Below are 18,476 nucleotides of genomic sequence, written 5' to 3'. Positions count from 1 at the left end.
AATTCGACTTAACCCCAAACGAGGGTGGCAACGCCAATGGCGATAAAGGTCACTGCAGCAACAGCATGCACCCACTTAATAGGCATGCGTTTAGTGAATTTTTGCCCAATCCAAACAGCTGGGGCATTAGCCAACATCATCCCCAAAGTGGTGCCAACCGTTACTGAAAAGACGTCAGAATATTTTGCGCCCAAAGCGATCGTGGCAATTTGGGTCTTATCCCCCATCTCCGCCAAGAAAAAGAGTCCAACGGTCAACATAAACACCTGAAAAGCTCTATCAGCTACTTTTGAACCTGCCGCATCATCAATGTGATCTGGCACTAGGAGCCAAAGTCCAATCCCCAGAAAGCTCACTCCCAAAATCCATTTCAGTAGATCTGGACTCATAAAAGTCGTAAGCCAATGTCCTAAAAGTGCTGCGCAGGCATGGTTTGCAATGGTTGCAATCAGGATGCCGCCAATAATGGCTAGAGCTTGTTTGGGATAGCGCGCAGCAAGCATCAAGGAGAGTAATTGGGTTTTGTCGCCCATCTCAGCTAGAGCTACAACGCCAGTAGAGATTGCTAATGCGGAGAAGTCCATAGATTCAGTAGTTTAATAATGATTTTGATATTAATGTCTAACAGAATCATAGAGGATAAATATGACAGCCTCAGAGCTGGTCTTCAAGACCAGCACCCCGAGAGATGCTGGCTTCAACTTTCATGCGATTTAAACGGCTAGCAATTCTTCAGCAGTGACAAAATCCACTTTTTGAGCACTGGCCACTGGCTCAGAAGTGAGGTTGCCTCGATGAACACTCAAACCATTACGTAGATGATGGTTATGAGAGAGCGCCTTTACCATGCCACTGTTTGCTAAGGCCTCAATGAAGGGGTAAGTTGCATTAGTCAAAGCAAAGGTGGAAGTTCTGGCAACAGCCCCTGGCATATTCGCTACACAGTAGTGCAGAACACCATCAACAATAAAGGTAGGGTCAGCGTGAGTAGTGGGTTTAGATGTTTCAAAACAACCGCCTTGATCGATTGCAACATCCACTACTACCGCGCCTGTTTTCATTTTGCGCACCATCTCCCTGGTCACTAGCTTTGGTGCTGTAGCACCAGGCGACAACACGGCACCAATCACAACATCCGCCTCACAAACTTCAAGCTCTACCAAAAGCGGGTCGGCATAAAAGGTTCTCACACGATTGCCGTAGAGCATGTCAATCTGTCTTAAGGAATCAATATTACGATCAAAGATGCAAACATCCGCACCCATACCTACCGCCATTTGCAAGGCATTACGGCCCACAACTCCAGCGCCCAAGATCACTACTTTTGCTGGCGCCACTCCTGGTACGCCCGCCATCAATATTCCCACGCCCCCATGTGTCTTTTCAAGATGCGTAGCAGCTGCCTGAATGGACATCCTGCCAGCGACCTCACTCATGGGAGCCAAAAGAGGCAGAGCTCCGCTACCCGACGTGACTGTCTCATAAGCGATACAACTTGCACCCGAAGCGAGCAATGCCTTGGTCTGCTGTGGATCTGGCGCTAGATGTAAATAAGTAAAGAGAATTTGATCTTCATGCAACATCGCGCATTCTTGCGCTTGAGGCTCCTTCACCTTAATCACCATCTCCGCCTTTGCAAAGACTTCAGCAGCGCTATTAATTAAGGTAGCGCCAGCCAAGCGATAGGATTCATCGCTCAAGCCAATCTGCTCGCCTGCTCCACGTTGCACTAAGACAGAATGTCCTTGCTTACATAGCCCCCTAACATTACCCGGGGTCAAGCCAACACGAAATTCATTATTTTTTACTTCTTGAGGTACGCCAATAATCATTTATGTCTCCTTATTTGAATTCACGACTCAGTTTTGTTTTGCGATGCAAGCCAATGATGTAGAACATGGCGAGATACACACCCAATAAACACGGACCTAAGACCAATGCAATCCGCGCATCCTCATGAAAGCCCATCAACACCACCACTAAGGCAATAAATGCCAATGCGAACCACGAGGAATAGGGCCACCAAGGTGTGCGGTATGCCAATTCAGCAACCTGATCTTTGGTAAGGGAGCGACGAAACTGAATTTGGGTGAATAAAATAGCAATCCACACCATCAAACCAACGAAGGTGACTGCGGCCATGATGTATTGAAATGCTTTATCTGGAACGAAATAGTTCAATACCACTCCAGTCATGCAGATCGCTACCGTCACCATCACTGCGCGATGTGGAACCCCGTACCTGGATAGCTTGGCAAATGGCGAAGGTGCGTAGCCATTAACAGAGAGCGCATATAAGATTCGGCCTCCGCTAAAGATGCCAGCATTGCATGATGACAAGGCAGCGGTAATCACCACGAAGTTAATAATTCCAGCAGCTTCACGTAAACCAATCCGTTCAAACATCACTACGAATGGACTGCCTTGCTGACCCACCTCATTCCAAGGGAAGATCGCCAAGATGACCAGGATCGCGCCCATGTAGAAAATCAAGATGCGCCAAGCCAATGAATCAATTGCCATGGGAATGGTTTTGCGTGGGTTCTCTGCCTCACCAGCAGATAAGCCAATCATCTCAATCCCAACGTAAGCAAATAAGACCATCTGCAAGGAAAGTAACATTCCACTAATACCGTTCGGAAAGAAGCCGCCGTGCTGCCATAAGTTTGCAAAACCAATTGGATTCCAGTCATTAGCAAAACCAAAGAAAATAACTGAGCCGCCTAATGCGATCATGGCAACAATCGCAACTACTTTGATGAGCGCAAACCAAAACTCAAACTCACCAAATACTTTTACGGCAATGAGATTGATCAACCCCATCATCAAGATGGAAGATAAAGCCCAAATCCACTGCGGTGATTCAGGAAACCAAATTCCCATATAAATACCAACAGCAGTCACTTCGGCTATTCCGACAACGATCCAGTAAGTCCAGTAGCCCCAGCCGACCATGTATCCCGCTAGTAGCCCCACATAGGTATTCGCATAGGCCGCAAATGAGCCAGCAACTGGTTCATGCACCGCCATTTCACCCAAGGCACGAAGCACAATAAAGGCAACTATCCCAGCCAGCAGATATCCCAATAAGATTGAAGGTCCTGCAATTTGAATCGCGCTTGCCGAACCGAGAAATAATCCGACCCCGATAGTGGATCCCAAAGCCATGAGGCGAATGTGCCGCACTTTGAGATGGCGCTGTAAACCAGTTTGTTCAGTCTGCAAAAGAGACCTCCTTTCGATTTGTCGTTGGTAAATCACCAACGAGGCAAAGTCTAGGGAGGACTGCGCTTCTACACTAGGGGATAAAAATGTGCAAAGTGATTAAACGAATAAATGTGCTGTGGAAAAAATAGGTAGGCTAGATGAGAGCGGGCTTAAAGGGAGATGAATAAATTGGGGATTACATCAGAATCCGTAATTTCCTACAGGGATTCCCCTTAAGGATTTACTAATTTTTTTAAAAAAATCACTACTTATTCAGCGGCAATAAGATTTAAAACTTCAGCGGCAGCAGCCAAACCACAGGCTGCAGTAACCATCACAGTCGACCCATAACCAGAACAAGCAAGACCGCCACTAGCAACGCCTGCACGAGGCTCGTGAGAATAAATAGCGCGAATACCAATTTTTTTCTTAAGATTCCTTGAGAAGCCGTGATCCTGTCTAAGGCCTTGACGCACCTTTGCCAGCAAAGCATCTTGCTCGGTCCGAGATAAATCATCGCAACGCACAGAGGTGGGATCAGATTTTCCGCCAGCTGCACCACACATCACTAGAGCCCGCTGATTTTGACTCGCCCAAACGGCTAAAGCAATTTTGGTTTGGACTGAATCAGTTGCATCTAAAACAATCGCATTTTCTGGAATCAATGCATCAAGATTTTCTGGTTCCAAAAATGCATCATGGGTAGTGAGCGAAATCTCAGGATTAATTTGGCGAATGCGATCGGTCATGGCTTGTACTTTTGCCTTGCCATACTCGCCCTCAAGAGCGTGTAACTGACGATTAGTATTGCTTTCGGCGATGTGATCAAAATCGATCAACACAAGATGTCCAATTGCAGTGCGAGCCAGGGCTTCGGCAGCCCAAGAACCTACACCACCCAATCCAGCCACTACGACTGTGGCATGACGGAAACGCTCGCGCAATTCTGGCCCGTATAGTCGAGCTACACCCCCAAAACGACGATCTACTAAGTTGTCTTCTATCTTGTCTTCTGCCATAGCTTCTCTTTATACTGAAAAAATGGACTCCATTGCTCAACTCCGCAAAAACTACACCTTCGGCCAACTTTCAGAGACTGAGGTTCCGCCTAATCCACTAGGCTTATTTCAGCTTTGGTTTGAACAGGCCATTAAAGCGGAATGTCCTGAACCTAACTCGATGACCTTGGCAACGGCAGATGCATCAGGCAATCCATCAGCCCGTATTGTCTTACTAAAAGGCGCTGATACCGCTGGCTTCACTTTCTTCACCAATTACGAAAGTCAAAAAGGCAAAGAATTAGCTGCCCGCCCTCACGCCGCCCTCTTATTTCATTGGCATGAACTAGAGCGTCAGGTTCGCATTAAGGGAACGGTTGAGCGTGTCAGCCCCGCTGAGAGCGACGAATACTTTCACTCCCGTCCAGCTGCCTCCCGAATTGGGGCATGGGCTTCACCCCAAAGCACTGAGATTCCGAATCGGGAATTTCTTGAAGAAGCTGAAAAGCGCTTCGCGGCCGACTTTGGTGCTAAGCCACCAAGACCAGAGCATTGGGGTGGGTATCGCCTACATCCCACCGAAATTGAATTCTGGCAAGGCCGTCCTTCACGCTTGCATGACCGCATTCACTATCAGCTTGATGGTACTCACTGGCGCATTGCACGCCTGGCACCTTAAAAAGAGTTAGGCGGAAAGAATCTCCTTGCTCTAGCGAAACTCTGGAGCGATGAGAGACTGAAACTTTGCTCTAAATTTGGCTAATTTAGGAGCAACGACCGCCATACAGTAGCCCTGCCCTGGGTGCTGACGAAAATAATTTTGGTGATAATCCTCGGCAGGATAAATAGCAGGGGCTTCGTCAATTTGAGTTACCACTGGGTTGGAATAGATCTTCGCCTCCCTCAGCTCTTTGACCACTTCATGCGCGGTTGCATTTTGACTCTCGCCATGAGTAAAGATCACCGAACGATATTGAGTGCCGTGGTCATTACCTTGATAGTTCAAGGTAGTGGGGTTATGAATGACAAAAAAGATTTCCAATAAGTCACGATAAGACACTACCAATGGATCAAAATACACATCGACGATTTCAGCATGTCCTGTTTGACCTGAACATACAGAGTCATAGTCTGGGTTTGGCATTGCCCCTCCCGCATACCCTGAAACTACTGCACTCACGCCTGAAATTTGCTGGTAAACGGCTTCTAGGCACCAGAAACAGCCGCCACCCAAAGTAGCGCGCTCCAGAGTCGGGTGGTTTTTAAGGATAGTTTGGTTCATGCCTTTATCCTAATACCTTATTCAATCATTTGCTTGCCCCACATAAAACCCTATGTCGATAAATCGCTTCACAATTCAGTTAGATGAAATCAAGGCGGCTTATGCTGCTGAACCCAACCCTACGCTTGAGGTTCGCCTTGAACGCATTGGGCGCATTGAGCAAATGATTGCCGCCAATGAAGAAAAAATCTGCAAAGTCTTGGTTGCGGACTTTGGCACTCGCCACTCGGTTGAGAGTCGACTGCTTGAGTTCCAAATGATTTATCAGGCCTGCAAACATGTTCGCAAGCACCTTAAAGAATGGATGAAGCCTCAGTTAGTGCCAACACCTGGATTCTTGGGCTCTTCTTATGCTTGGACTCAGATGCAGTCCATGGGCGTTGTTGGCATCATGAGCCCCTGGAATTACCCAGTTCAACTCGCCCTAGTGCCAGCTATCACTGCTTTTGCTGCTGGGAACCGCGTTTGGCTCAAACCTTCAGAAAGAAGTTCACGCACCTCTGGATTCTTGGCAACATTGATTCAAGAATATTTTCACCCTAGCGAGTTCTGCGTCAGCACTGGGGGTACTGAAGTTGCGGAATCTTTTGCAGCCCTCCCTTTTGATCATCTCTTTTTTACCGGCTCTGGAGAAATTGGTAAGAAGGTAATGCGTGCAGCAGCAGATCACTTAACGCCAGTTACCCTTGAATTAGGCGGCAAATCACCAGCGATTGTCGACTCCTCCGCCAAGCTTAAAGATGCTGCTGCTAGTATTGTTTACGGCAAGCTAGTCAATGGCGGCCAAACCTGTATTGCCCCTGATTACGCGATAGTGCACCCAAGTGATTGCGATGCGTTTGTGGTGGAGTTACAAAATGCAGCTCAGCAACAATTCTCCAATCCGGAGGAATTGACCGGCGCAATTGACGAGCATCAGTTAGCACGATGGAATCAACTAGTTCAAGATGCGGTAGATCGTGGCGCGCAAGCAATCCCACTCATCACCCCCACTCGAGAAATCCCTCTAGCATTTACTCCAGTAGCGCTCTTAAATATTTCTGAAGATGCGTTGATCCTACAAGAGGAAGTGTTCGGCCCCATCCTGCCAATCATGGCAATCAACGATGTAGCTTCCACAATTCGTTATATCAATGAGCGCCCAATGCCGCTCGCCTTATATTGGTTTGGTAAAAATAAGGAAGTGATGCAGCGGATTCTCAATGAGACTCGCTCCGGCGGCGTAACAATCAATGACACCCTTCTGCATGCAGCTATAGAAGATTTACCATTTGGCGGTGTCGGTGCAAGCGGTATGGGTGCTTATCACGGCAAAGCGGGTTTTGAGATATTTAGCCATCGCAAATCCGTCTTAGAAGTGCGCGGCTTCTTTGGTCTCAATTTATTAAGCGGCACCAAATTAGCAAGGCCACCATATGGTAAAAGTGTTGAGCGCTTATTAAGCTGGCTGCGTTAATGTGATTACTTGTAATTAATTCGGGAAAACCCTTGTAATTGGCCACTTAAAATGCCATAATAGGAGGCTTTTTAAAGCAATTTGATTCATCGCCCCCCAGCTATATTTCAGCGATTAGTTTAGAAGTCATAAACACAACAACGCTGCCGCTTGTCTGATGGTCGATGCCTTTGACCATCACACTCAATAAAAAACAAAGAGTGTATACACGGAGACATCCCTTAAAGGGGATGTGTAATAGCATGACTTTTTCTAAAGAAACTAATCCGGCTGGAAATGAATTCCAGTCTTTCGCCCTCGCGGCGCCACTCCTTAAAAACGTTGCTGAACTGGGTTATACCCAAGCCACTGAAGTGCAAGCTCAGGTTATTCCTGCGGCTCTCGCTGGCGGTGACTTATTAGTCAGCAGCCAAACCGGTAGCGGTAAAACCGCGGCCTTCTTATTGCCTTTGATTAATCAACTCATCGAAGACAACCCAAACGGCTCACCTGCACCGGGACGCGCACAACCTAAAGTGTTAGTGCTCTGCCCTACTCGTGAATTAGCTCAACAGGTTGCCGCAGATGCAGTGAATTTAGTTCGCGGTCTGAAAGGTATCCGTATTGCAACCGTCATGGGTGGCATGCCTTATGGCAAGCAAATCCAAGCTATCAAAGGCGCGCAATTAGTTGTCGCAACTCCTGGTCGTTTACTTGACCTGACCGATAGCAAAGCAATTCGCTTGGATGATGTAAAGCAACTCGTTATCGATGAAGCTGATCGCATGCTCGACATGGGTTTTGCTGATGATCTCGAGGCAATTGATAAGCGTTGTGCTGGCCGTACCCAAACTTTGATGTTCTCTGCAACTTTTGCACCTAAGATTATGTCTTTGGCTAATGAGTTGACTTCTAATGCTAAGCGTATTGAGCTTGCTCATGCTGGCGAAAAGCATGCGAACATTGAACAGAAGCTGCACTGGGCTGATAGCATGTCACACAAGCATAAATTGCTCGAGCATATTTTGGCTGACGCCACTTTGGATCAAGCGGTTGTGTTTGCAAGCACTCAAATTGAAAGCGAAAAAATCGCTGACACCTTGCGTGCTAATGGCTACGAAGCTAGCGCCTTACATGGTGCAATGCCTCAAGCAGTGCGTATGCGTCGTCTTGAGTCTTTACGTAAAGGTCACACCAAGATTTTGGTTGCAACTGACGTAGCGGCTCGCGGTATCGATGTGCCACGTATTAGTCACGTGATTAACTTTGGCTTACCAATGAAACCAGAAGACTATACGCACCGCATTGGTCGTACTGGTCGCGCTGGTCGCAATGGTGTTGCTATCACTTTGGTTGAACATCGTGATCGCGCCAAGATTCGCAATATCGAACGCTTCACACAGCAAGACATCGTTGCTTCCGTGATTGCTGGCCTTGAGCCACAAGCCAAGCCTAGCTTTGGTGGTGGCGGTGGTCGCCCAGGTGGCGGTCGCTCTGGCGGTGGCTTCGGTGGTGGTGGTCGTTCTGGTGGTGGTGGCGGCGGTCGTTATGGTTCAGGTGCTCGTTCAGAGTCCCGTTCTGGTGGTGGAGCTGGTGGAAACCGCTCAGGCAATCATTTCGAATCTCGCTCTGGCGATTCCCGTCCAACTGGTGATTCACGCCCATCTGGTGACTCTCGTCCTGCTGGCGCTAATCGCTTTGCTGATTCACGCCCTGCACGTTCTGCTGACTCACGTCCTGCACGTTCTGGAGATTCACGTCCATCCGCTGGTCCACGTTTTGCAAAACCAAAAGCTGGCGGTCAACGTAGAAACTTTAGCGGTAGCTAAAAATGGTTCACCGTCGTCGTCTCCGTTCTGCATGGAATCGAGTCGATTCCGGTGAGCTGCATCAAGCGCCACGCAAGTGGCAGTCTTGGCTTAGTGATACTGGTTCTTTAACCCAAAAAATTGAACGCGCAATCGGACAAAAACTAGAAGTAGTAGTTCTGCGAGATTGCCGGCAAGACCTAAATAGCGACGAGAGTCGCTATTTTCATTTCAAGATCAAGCGTTGTCGCATTAGAGAGGTATTGCTTTGCGCCAATGGCATTCCCTTAGTCATGGCACACAGCATTATTCCCAGTAGCAGCTCGAGCGGTAGTAACCATGAGGTTCTACGCTTAGGTAAGAAACCATTAGGCGCGGTGCTATTTGCCAAAACACGCATGCACTCTAAAAAGAAACCTCTTCGAGAAATTGCTCGCCTAGATAAGCAAAGCGCGTTATGGAAAAAATGTTTTCAGCAATACCCAGAGCTACCATCGGTTAGCTGGGCAAGACGTACGCTATACCAACTTAAAGGGCGCCCACTCTTGGTGAGTGAAGTATTCCTGCCAGCGCTACTGAACTACCCTAGCGATTAAATCGTTAGCCAGGCTTGGGATGCAGCAATTAAGGCGTCGTCACCAGGCTCACAAGTAAATACCTCGCCGAAGCCAATCTGCTCAGCAGCATCGGCAATATTATGATGCGGGCAAATAGCGGTTGCTAGATCGAGCGGTAGATTAGCTTGCCCTAAATATCGCACTGCCTCAGATGAGGTGAGGAGCCAAAGTGATTTAGCAAAATCCATCCCCTGAATCTCATTCCAGGCAGGGCTATTAAGATCTAAAGGCACGCGCGCATAAACTGAGAATGCCTCTACTTGCGCGCCGGCATTTTTTAAGGTGTCAGCCAGCCAGTCGCGCCCACCCTCACCCTTAAAAATGATGACTTTCTTAGTCGACCAATCCCAGCTCAGCTTCTGCAATTCGACCCATAAACCTTCGGAATCCCATTGCGCGTTGCGCTGAGGAAGAATGACTTTCGTGGGATTACCCTCAACACCAATGCCATGATTTTTCAGGGCTACCATGCTACTGCCACCCATAACGCCTACTGGCAAAGGCTTATCCGATAAATCTTGCCAAGACTGTTCCAGCAAGCGCATCGTGCATTCAATCGCATTTGGGCTAACAAAAATTGCAAGGTCTGCGGTCTTGAGTGCCTTAATGATCTTCTCGACTAAAGCATCATCACTCTTCGGAGCGATAGTGAGTAAGGGTAAAGAAATAATCTTAGGAGTAGTTTCAGGCGTAAAACCACTGTTGAGTAGGTTTATCTGAAGCGCCTCCGATAATTGCCGCGCCTGTCCACTTGGACGGGTAATCACAATGGTCTTATTGCTCATTGAGACTTACTTGGGTAAACCGTTAGGCAATAGACGCTCAGCACCTTGAGAAATCAGATCTCGCGCAACTGATAGACCGAGCGCCTCAGCCTGCTCTAAGTTCTTCACTGAGCCTTTAGCACTAGCCAGACAGCTTGCAGTGCCATCTACGCTAGCGACAAAAGATCGGATTGTCATATGATCCTGATCCCAGGTAGCGTAAGCAGCCAAAGGTACTTCACAAGAACCGCCCAATTGACGTGACACCATACGCTCAGCAGTAACCGCAAAGAGGGTCGGTAAATCATTTAGTGGCGCAAGCCACTCTTTAATATTGGGATGCTTGCTGAGGGTTTCGATACCGAGAGCGCCCTGACCGGCAGCTGGTGTGTACGGATCAATTGGTAACAGGGCTCTAATACGACTTTCTAAGCCAAGTCGCTTGAGACCAGCGGCAGCCAAAATAATGGCTTGATATTCACCGCGATCGAGCTTGCCCATGCGGGTATCTAAATTTCCCCTCAAGGGCTGAATTTCTAAATGTGGGAACTGGGATCTGAGAACAGATTCACGTCGCAAGCTAGATGTGCCTACTACCGCGCCTTTTGGTAAATCCTCAAGACTGGCGTAGTCATTTGAGACAAATGCATCATGCGCATCTTCACGCGCCATCACACAAGACAAATCAAAGCCCTCTGGCATCACCATGGGGACATCTTTCAGGGAATGCACCGCTAAATCAGCCCGACCATCCTCTAGAGCAGTCTCAAGCTCTTTAACAAATAAACCCTTGCCACCGACCTTAGAGAGGGCTTTATCCAGTATTTGGTCGCCACGGGTAGTCATCCCCAGGATCTGCACGTCGCATGCTGGGTAGAGCTTTTTAAGGCAATCCCGGACATGTTCTGCCTGCCACATGGCAAGCCGGCTCTCACGGGAGGCGATTACCAGGCGCTGAGGGGTGGCGGAGACGGAGCTTATAGAGCTAGAAATGGGGGTTTGGGACATAACATTTAAAATAATCAAAGACCTACACCAATATACTGCGTTTATGAGCTCATCAAAAAATTCCCTCGCCAACAAAGCCCAAGCTTGGTCGGCCCGTTTTAACGAACCCGTTGACGAACTAGTTCAACGTTATACCGCCTCCATTGGCTTTGACCAACGATTTGCCTTAGTAGATATCGCGGGATCCTTAGCTCACGCTGAAATGCTGGCTACCCAAAAGATTATTAGCGCACAAGATTTGGCGGATATTCAAAAGGGCATGACTCAGATCAAAACTGAGATCGAGGCTGGTGAATTCAACTGGCAACTCGCCTTAGAAGATGTTCACCTGAACATCGAAGCTCGTCTGACTGAATTAGTTGGTGATGCTGGTAAACGTCTGCACACCGGTCGTTCACGCAATGACCAAGTGGCGACTGATTTGCGCCTCTGGTTGCGAGACAGCGTTGATCAAATCGCAGTCACCCTCAAAACTCTTCGCATCGCCCTGCTTGATCTTGCAGAAACTCACTCTGCCACGATCATGCCTGGTCACACTCACTTACAAGTAGCTCAGCCCATTACTTTTGGCCATCACTTGATGGCTTATTACGAAATGTTTAGTCGCGATGCTAGCCGCTTAGCTGATTTACGCGCCCGCTTCAATCGTCTACCGCTCGGCGCAGCCGCCTTAGCTGGAACAACTTACCCAATCGATCGCGAGCAAGTTGCCAAGATTCTCGGTTTTGATGGCATCTGCAATAACTCGCTGGATGCAGTATCAGATCGCGACTTCGCAATTGAGTTCTGCGCCTTTGCATCCATTTTGATGATGCACGTGTCCCGCTTATCTGAAGAGCTTGTGCTGTGGCTCAGCCCACGCTTTGGCTTTATTGATCTGCCTGATCGCTTCTGTACGGGCAGCTCCATCATGCCCCAGAAAAAGAATCCCGATGTACCAGAATTGGCTCGTGGCAAAACAGGTCGCGTATATGGTGACTTAATTTCTTTATTAACTTTAATGAAGAGTCAGCCATTGGCATACAACAAAGATAATCAAGAAGACAAAGAGCCGCTATTTGATGCCGTAGATACCGTGCAAGATACTTTGCGCATCTTCGCTGATATGGTTCCACATATTCAGGTTAAAGCCGATGTGATGAAGGCTGCTGCTGAAGAAGGTTTTGCAACGGCTACTGACCTTGCCGATTACTTAGTTAAAAAAGGTTTGGCGTTCCGTGATGCTCATGAAGCAGTAGCCCACGCCGTGAAAGCCTGTGTTGGTCGCAACTGCATGCTCACCGATTTAAGTCTTCCCGAATTGCGCTTTGCTTGTGGTTTAGACAATCGCCCTGAGCTGATGGGTGATGACGTCTTCGCTCTGTTGACAGTAGACGGCTCAGTAAATTCTCGCCAACACACTGGTGGTACTGCTCCAGCGCAAGTACTGGCTGCAATTAAACGGGGTCGCGCAGATCTCTAAACTGGATGCACTTTTGGGGAACGCTCTCTACAGGAATTGATCGCCTAAATCAATTCCTGGGCAAGATAGCCAGCATCATGATCTTGCTGTCTTGTGTTGTGTCTGCCGCTAATGCCCTCCTACGCTACAGCTTGGATATGAGCAACAACTGGCCACTGGAATTACAGTGGTACCTATTTGCTGCCGCCGTCATGCTCGGCGCCTCCTACACCCTGAAACGCAATGAACATGTTCGAGTAGATTTAATTTACTCGCAACTATCTGATCGTGGACGTCTCTATGTGGATCTCTTTGGCTTGATTGTTTTTTTAATGCCAGCCTGCATTCTTTTTGCTTGGCTATCTTGGGCCACCCTGTTTTACCCCTCGTGGTTGATCTCGGAGCACTCACTTAATTCAGGTGGTTTGTCACGCTACCCTATTAAGTTTGTTGTACCCTTTGGCTTCTTTATGCTGAGCCTTCAAGGTCTTTCAGAAATCATCAAACGTATTGGCGCCCTCAAGGGCAAAGAAACATTACCGGCCGCCGATCTCCGTTATGAAAAGCCCATGCAATGATTCCACTTGAATGGATGCCACCGCTGATGTTTGGCGGATTAATCGTGTTTATGTTGATCGGCTTTCCAGTAGCCTTTTCTTTGATGGCGGCGGGATTATTCTTCGCTGGTATTGCGATTGGCGAGAATTTCTTTGGCATGCCTTTTTTACAAGCCATCCCTCAACGCATCTTTGGTGGCGTTCTCGCTAACGACCTATTGCTAGCCATCCCCTTCTTTACCTTTATGGGCGCCATCCTTGAGCGCTGCGGCCTTGCGGAAGAGATGCTGGATTCTATGGGTCAGCTCTTTGGGCGTATTCGGGGTGGACTGGGTTACTCAGTCATTATTGTGGGATTCATTCTGGGAGCGATCACTGGCACCGTAGCCGCTCAGGTGATCGCTATGGCAATGATCTCTCTTCCGGTAATGATGCGTTACGGCTACAACATGCGCTACGCTACGGGCGTTTTAGCGGCTTCTGGGACCATTACTCAGCTGGTGCCACCTTCTCTAGTGCTGATAGTGCTGGCTGACCAGTTAAAAACCCAAAGTGGTAGCGCTGATGTGGGCAGCATGTACCTAGGTGCTTGGGGCCCTTCCTTGCTGCAAATTGGTCTATTTGCTCTTTACACCTTTTTCCTTTCCCGCTTTAGACCCGACTACCTGCCCGCCGCCCCAGAAAATGAGCTCACCCTCAAAGGGTGGCCCCTCTGGAAGCAATGTCTCATGGGGATCATCCCTTCAGCAGTGCTGATTTTCTTGGTACTGGGAACCATCATGACTGGCATTGCAACCCCAACTGAATCTGGCGCCATGGGGGCAATGGGTGCGTTGTTATTGGCGTGGATTCGTAGGGCAACTATTCCTAATCTCAAGGGATTGATACAAGAGGCTTATCAAAACACCATGCGCATTACTGCGATGGTGGTATTCATCCTGATTGGCTCCACCTGCTTCTCAGTTGTCTTTCAAGGAGTCGATGGCGGTCACTGGGTAGAGGAGCTCTTTTCTAATCTTCCTGGAGGATGGATTGGATTCCTGGTGGTTGTGAATCTATTTGTTTTCTTCTTGGCATTCTTTTTGGACTTCTTTGAAATTGCTTTCATCGTCGTTCCGATGCTTGCACCTGTCGCAGTCAAACTGCTCTCACCGGTACTGCTTGCCTCTATGAATGGCAATCCACAAGCCGCAGCTAGTGCCGCACTCGTGTGGTTTGGGGTCATGCTGTGCGTGAATATGCAAACTTCATTTATGCACCCACCCTTTGGATTTGCGCTCTTCTATTTGCGTGGCGTAGCACCCAAAGAAGTGAAGAGTAGCGATATCTATTGGGGTGCATTGCCTTGGGTTGCGCTGCAACTCATCATGGTTGTTGTGGTAGCCGCATTCCCAAGTCTAGTAACCGCCCTTCTCGATAAGCCTGCAGCAGTCATTCAGAGCCAAGACTTTAATTTCACTGGGGGCGATGAGGCTAAACCGAATGCACCACCAAGCAAGTTAGATGAAGATGCACCAGTGGTCTTTCAACTAGATAAGTCAATCAAATAAAAAACCACCCGCAGGTGGTTTTTTATGAAGCAATCATAAATCACAAAGTGATATCTGGCTCTTGCCTCACGCAATCAACATAGTATTCGCTACGCCCACCAACATCCGCTTTCACCAAGCCATGGATGTCGGTTTCAAAACCTGGGAATTGCTCATTGAAGTCACGCGCAAAGTAGAGATAGTCAATGATGCGTTTATTAAAGCGCTCACCCGGGATCAACAATGGAATACCTGGAGGATACGGTGTTACTAGCATTGCCGTAATCCGATCTTCGAGTTGATCCAAAGGAACGCGATCCACTTTTTTATGCGCCATCTTGGCCCAAGCTTCAGAAGGCATCATCGCTGGAACCATATCCGAGGTATACATCTCCGTAGTCATACGCGCCACATTACGGCTCTTATAGAACTCATGAATCTGCTGGCAAATATCTTTGAGGCCAACGCGCTCATAGCGGGGGTGCTTAGCTACAAACTCTGGCAATACTTTCCAGAGCGGGGCGTTCTTATCAAAATGATCCTTGAACTGCTGCAACTCAGTTACCAAGGTATTCCAACGACCTTTGGTGATACCAATCGTAAACATGATGAAGAAGGAGTAAAGACCACACTTCTCTACGATCACGCCGTGCTCAGCCAAGTACTTAGTCACAATACTTGCTGGAATCCCCATAGAGCCGAAGTTGCCTTCGATATCCAGTCCAGGCGTTACTACCGTCGCCTTAATTGGATCCAGCATATTAAAATCTTTGGCCACTTTTCCAAAGTCATGCCAGTTAGCATTGGGTTCGAGAATCCAATCCGAACGCTCACCAATGCCATCTTCGGTTAAGTGATCTGGACCCCAAACCTTAAACCACCAGTCAGCGCCAAACTTATCATCCACTTCACGCATCGCGCGACGGAAGTCCATCGCCTCCGCAATCGATTCCTCAACCAGCGTAGTACCGCCAGGAGACTCCATCATGGCAGCAGACACATCGCAAGAAGCGATGATGGCGTACTGCGGACTAGTGGAGGTATGCATTAAATAGGCTTCATTAAAGCAATCACGGTCAAGCTTGCACTCTTCTGCATCCTGCACCAATACCTGCGAAGCTTGTGAGAGACCGGCCAATAACTTATGAGTTGACTGGGTAGCGAACATTAAGCTCTTCTTGGTACGCTTACGATCGGAACCAATCGCATGCATGTCTTTGTAGAAGGGATGGAATGCAGCATGCGGCAACCAAGCTTCATCAAAATGCAATGAATCTACTTTGCCATCGAGCATTTCTTTAATCATCTCGACGTTATAGATAATTCCGTCATAAGTACTTTGTGTGAGCGTCATGACACGTGGCACTACGTTCTTGTCTTTAATAAATGGATTAGCATCAATTTTCTTCTTGATGTTTTTCCATTCAAACTCTTCTTTTGGAATTGGGCCAATAATGCCCAAATGATTACGGGTTGGCATCAAGAAGATTGGAATCGCGCCCATCATCGTGATCGAATGAATCACTGACTTATGGCAATTTCGATCTACCAAAACTACATCACCAGGGGCAACAGTAGAGTGCCAAACAATTTTGTTTGATGTGGAGGTACCGTTTGTGACAAAGAACAAATGATCCGCATTAAAGATGCGCGCAGCATTACGCTCACTTTGCAATACTGGCCCCGTGTGGTCTAACAACTGACCCAACTCTTCTACCGCATTGCAGACGTCAGCGCGGAGCATGTTCTCACCAAAGAATTGATGAAACATACGACCTACTGGACTCTTTAAGAAAGCCACACCACCAGAGTGGCCAGGGCAATGCCAAGAGTAAGAGCCTTCAGAGGCGTAGTTGGTCAGCGCGCGGAAGAATGGGGGAGCCAATGAATCTAGGTAGACCTTTGCCTCACGAATAATATGTCGCGCAACAAACTCTGGCGTATCTTCATTCATATGAATGAAGCCATGCAATTCACGCAAGATGTCGTTCGGCATATGACGTGAGGTACGGGTTTCGCCATACAGGAAGATGGGGATATCTTCATTACGCTTACGCACTTCAGTAATAAAGGCGCGTAAGTTATTTAATGCAGGTAAATCGTGGTCCTCAGAATCAGAAACAAATTCTTCGTCATCAATGGAAACAATAAAGGTGGAGGCACGAGAAGCCTGCTGGGCAAAGGATGTGAGGTCGCCATAGCTAGTCAGGCCAATCACTTCCATGCCCTCGTTTTCAATCGCTTCTGCTAAGTCGCGAATACCCGAACCTGAAATATTTTCAGAGCGAAAGTCCTCATCAATAATGATGATTGGAAAACGAAATTTCATGAGTACCCTTTAAGTTCGCCAATATGGCGATTAAACAGATTAAGTCTTCGGCAGAGTTACGCCGACTTGGCCTTGATACTTACCGCCACGATCTTTGTACGATGTGCCACACACTTCATCGCTTTCAAAGAACAGTACTTGTGCACATCCTTCACCTGCATAAATTTTTGCAGGTAATGGCGTCGTATTAGAAAACTCCAGTGTGACGTAACCTTCCCACTCAGGCTCGAATGGAGTCACGTTCACAATAATTCCGCAGCGCGCGTAAGTACTCTTACCAACGCAGACTGTTAATACACTACGTGGAATCTTGAAGTACTCAACGGTTCTTGCTAGAGCGAAAGAGTTTGGTGGAATGATGCAGACTGGACCCTTGAAATCAACAAACGATTGTTCATCAAAATTCTTAGGATCTACGATGGTGCTATTGATGTTCGTGAAAATCTTGAACTCATCAGCACAGCGAATGTCATAGCCATAGCTTGAAGTGCCATAGCTCACAATTTTGTGTCCGGCGGCGTCCTGGCGGACCTGCCCAGGTTCAAACGGGCTGATCATGCCTTGTTCGCCCATGCGGCGGATCCAGTGGTCAGATTTAATAGTCATGGCCGAATTGTAAAACCATCGCCAGACCTACGCCCAGCAATTTACTGGGAAACTGGAGTCGAACTAAAAATCACCCTCTCAGGGGCGTTGTAGATCTCAAAATGCTTACCTGAGCACCGGGATAGCAGTGTGAGATTAGTCTTGCGGGCGAGCTCCAAGCCCATTAAGGTCACACCAGAGCGAGTCAATAAGAAAGGGATGCCCATCTGAGCGCCCTTAATGACCATTTCGGAGGTGAGACGTCCAGTAGTAAAGAAGATCAGATCTTGGCCTGGCTTGTCAGCCAGCCACATCAGGCCCGAAATCGAGTCCACAGCGTTATGCCTGCCAACGTCCTCAATAAAGTGCAAGAGACGGACATTGTCATTACCATCCCGTTCAAACACGGCACAAGCATGAACAGAGCCGGATTTCTTATAAATGGTGTCGTGCATCCGAATGCTATCGATGAGGGCAACAATCGCTTCTTGAGTTAACTCTGGACCATCTGGCAGCCTAATCTCCGACATTTCTTCAATCAAGCCACCAAACATCGTGCCCTGCCCACAGCCCGTAGTCACTACGCGCTTACTGGTAAGGGCGTCGATATCTACGGTACTGCGATGGGTTTTCACGGCAGCGGAATCGGTCTCCCAATCCACTTGAATACTCGCAATATCGTCTGGTGACTCTACTAGGCGCTGATTGCGTAAGTAACCTAGAACTAGGGCCTCAGGGGCACTCCCCAAGGTCATCAAGGTGACGACTTCTCGCTTATCCAAATAAATGGTTAAGGGGCGCTCTCCAGGAATATGGGTAGTTTTAATGCGCCCTGCCTCATCCATGATCTGCACCTCGTGCACCAACGGCACGGAAGCATTAGACATCTGAATATTGTGGGGCAAAGCCATAAAAC

17 protein-coding genes are annotated in these 18,476 nt (G+C 48.1%); 7 read left to right on the top strand and 10 right to left on the bottom strand.

What is annotated here, in order from left to right; translation table 11 throughout:
- Nucleotides 1-8 precede the first annotated feature (8 nt).
- The 4 genes from ICN42_RS05565 to ICN42_RS05550 all read right to left on the bottom strand — a co-directional run bounded on the left by ICN42_RS05565 (nt 9) and on the right by ICN42_RS05550 (nt 4,226).
- Nucleotides 9-584, bottom strand: coding sequence for a TMEM165/GDT1 family protein (locus tag ICN42_RS05565; protein WP_216252044.1), 576 nt, complete (start codon nt 582-584; stop codon nt 9-11).
- Nucleotides 585-713: 129 nt separating this feature from the next.
- Nucleotides 714-1,832: an alanine dehydrogenase gene (gene ald / locus ICN42_RS05560; RefSeq protein WP_216252041.1), complete on the bottom strand. Its 1,119-nt coding sequence runs from the start codon at nt 1,830-1,832 to the stop codon at nt 714-716.
- A 10-nt stretch (nt 1,833-1,842) separates the two neighbouring features.
- The gene (locus tag ICN42_RS05555; protein WP_304609723.1) at nt 1,843-3,168 is read right to left on the bottom strand and encodes an amino acid permease; all 1,326 of its coding nucleotides are present in this window, start codon (nt 3,166-3,168) and stop codon (nt 1,843-1,845) included.
- A gap of 308 nt (nt 3,169-3,476) precedes the next feature.
- Complete coding sequence (locus tag ICN42_RS05550) at nt 3,477-4,226, bottom strand: ThiF family adenylyltransferase (RefSeq protein ID WP_216252035.1); 750 nt, start codon at nt 4,224-4,226, stop codon at nt 3,477-3,479.
- Nucleotides 4,227-4,248: 22 nt separating this feature from the next.
- Between ICN42_RS05550 and pdxH the strand changes: the two genes are divergently transcribed.
- Nucleotides 4,249-4,884, top strand: a complete 636-nt coding sequence (pdxH, locus tag ICN42_RS05545) for a pyridoxamine 5'-phosphate oxidase (RefSeq protein ID WP_216252032.1) — start codon at nt 4,249-4,251, stop codon at nt 4,882-4,884.
- 30 nt (nt 4,885-4,914) lie between these two features.
- Here the strand turns inward: pdxH and msrA are convergent, their stop codons facing one another.
- On the bottom strand, nt 4,915-5,487 hold the full coding sequence (gene msrA, locus ICN42_RS05540; protein ID WP_216252030.1) for a peptide-methionine (S)-S-oxide reductase MsrA: 573 nt from the start codon (nt 5,485-5,487) through the stop codon (nt 4,915-4,917).
- A gap of 52 nt (nt 5,488-5,539) precedes the next feature.
- On the opposite strand from msrA, the gene ICN42_RS05535 reads away from it, so the two are divergent.
- The 3 genes from ICN42_RS05535 (at nt 5,540) to ICN42_RS05525 (ending at nt 9,326) form a co-directional block, all read left to right on the top strand.
- On the top strand, nt 5,540-6,943 hold the full coding sequence (locus ICN42_RS05535; RefSeq protein ID WP_216862434.1) for a coniferyl aldehyde dehydrogenase: 1,404 nt from the start codon (nt 5,540-5,542) through the stop codon (nt 6,941-6,943).
- 242 nt (nt 6,944-7,185) lie between these two features.
- Complete coding sequence (locus ICN42_RS05530; protein WP_216252028.1) at nt 7,186-8,751, top strand: DEAD/DEAH box helicase; 1,566 nt, start codon at nt 7,186-7,188, stop codon at nt 8,749-8,751.
- Nucleotides 8,752-8,753: 2 nt separating this feature from the next.
- Nucleotides 8,754-9,326, top strand: a complete 573-nt coding sequence (locus tag ICN42_RS05525; protein WP_216252026.1) for a chorismate lyase — start codon at nt 8,754-8,756, stop codon at nt 9,324-9,326.
- On the opposite strand, the gene ICN42_RS05520 is transcribed toward ICN42_RS05525, so the two are convergent.
- Together ICN42_RS05520 and hemC are read right to left on the bottom strand one after the other, a co-directional pair.
- The gene (locus ICN42_RS05520; protein ID WP_216252024.1) at nt 9,323-10,132 is read right to left on the bottom strand and encodes a uroporphyrinogen-III synthase; all 810 of its coding nucleotides are present in this window, start codon (nt 10,130-10,132) and stop codon (nt 9,323-9,325) included. The genes ICN42_RS05525 and ICN42_RS05520 overlap by 4 nt on opposite strands.
- Before the next feature lie 6 nt (nt 10,133-10,138).
- Entirely contained in the window at nt 10,139-11,119 is a 981-nt protein-coding gene (gene hemC / locus ICN42_RS05515; protein ID WP_216252023.1) for a hydroxymethylbilane synthase, read from the bottom strand.
- A gap of 43 nt (nt 11,120-11,162) precedes the next feature.
- On the opposite strand from hemC, the gene argH reads away from it, so the two are divergent.
- The 3 genes from argH to ICN42_RS05500 are packed head-to-tail and all read left to right on the top strand — an operon-like array spanning nt 11,163 to nt 14,667.
- Complete coding sequence (gene argH / locus ICN42_RS05510) at nt 11,163-12,581, top strand: argininosuccinate lyase (RefSeq protein ID WP_216252021.1); 1,419 nt, start codon at nt 11,163-11,165, stop codon at nt 12,579-12,581.
- A gap of 5 nt (nt 12,582-12,586) precedes the next feature.
- On the top strand, nt 12,587-13,138 hold the full coding sequence (locus ICN42_RS05505; RefSeq protein ID WP_216252018.1) for a TRAP transporter small permease subunit: 552 nt from the start codon (nt 12,587-12,589) through the stop codon (nt 13,136-13,138).
- Nucleotides 13,135-14,667, top strand: a complete 1,533-nt coding sequence (locus ICN42_RS05500) for a TRAP transporter large permease subunit (RefSeq protein ID WP_216252016.1) — start codon at nt 13,135-13,137, stop codon at nt 14,665-14,667. The genes ICN42_RS05505 and ICN42_RS05500 overlap by 4 nt, the downstream gene beginning before the upstream one ends.
- 40 nt (nt 14,668-14,707) lie before the next feature.
- Here the strand turns inward: ICN42_RS05500 and ICN42_RS05495 are convergent, their stop codons facing one another.
- The 3 genes from ICN42_RS05495 to ICN42_RS05485 are packed head-to-tail and all read right to left on the bottom strand — an operon-like array spanning nt 14,708 to nt 18,465.
- Nucleotides 14,708-16,975: an arginine/lysine/ornithine decarboxylase gene (locus tag ICN42_RS05495; RefSeq protein WP_216252014.1), complete on the bottom strand. Its 2,268-nt coding sequence runs from the start codon at nt 16,973-16,975 to the stop codon at nt 14,708-14,710.
- A 39-nt stretch (nt 16,976-17,014) separates the two neighbouring features.
- Nucleotides 17,015-17,581 carry a dCTP deaminase gene (dcd, locus tag ICN42_RS05490; protein ID WP_215309538.1) on the bottom strand — a complete coding sequence of 189 codons (567 nt, stop codon included), beginning with the start codon at nt 17,579-17,581 and terminating at the stop codon, nt 17,015-17,017.
- Between the two features lie 41 nt (nt 17,582-17,622).
- Entirely contained in the window at nt 17,623-18,465 is an 843-nt protein-coding gene (locus tag ICN42_RS05485) for a formate dehydrogenase accessory sulfurtransferase FdhD (RefSeq protein WP_216252941.1), read from the bottom strand.
- Nucleotides 18,466-18,476: the final 11 nt, after the last annotated feature.

Source organism: Polynucleobacter sp. 71A-WALBACH (assembly GCF_018882365.1).
Lineage (GTDB): Bacteria > Pseudomonadota > Gammaproteobacteria > Burkholderiales > Burkholderiaceae > Polynucleobacter.
Note: the sequence above shows the minus strand (reverse complement) of the source record. Positions and strands in the feature narration are given on the sequence as shown.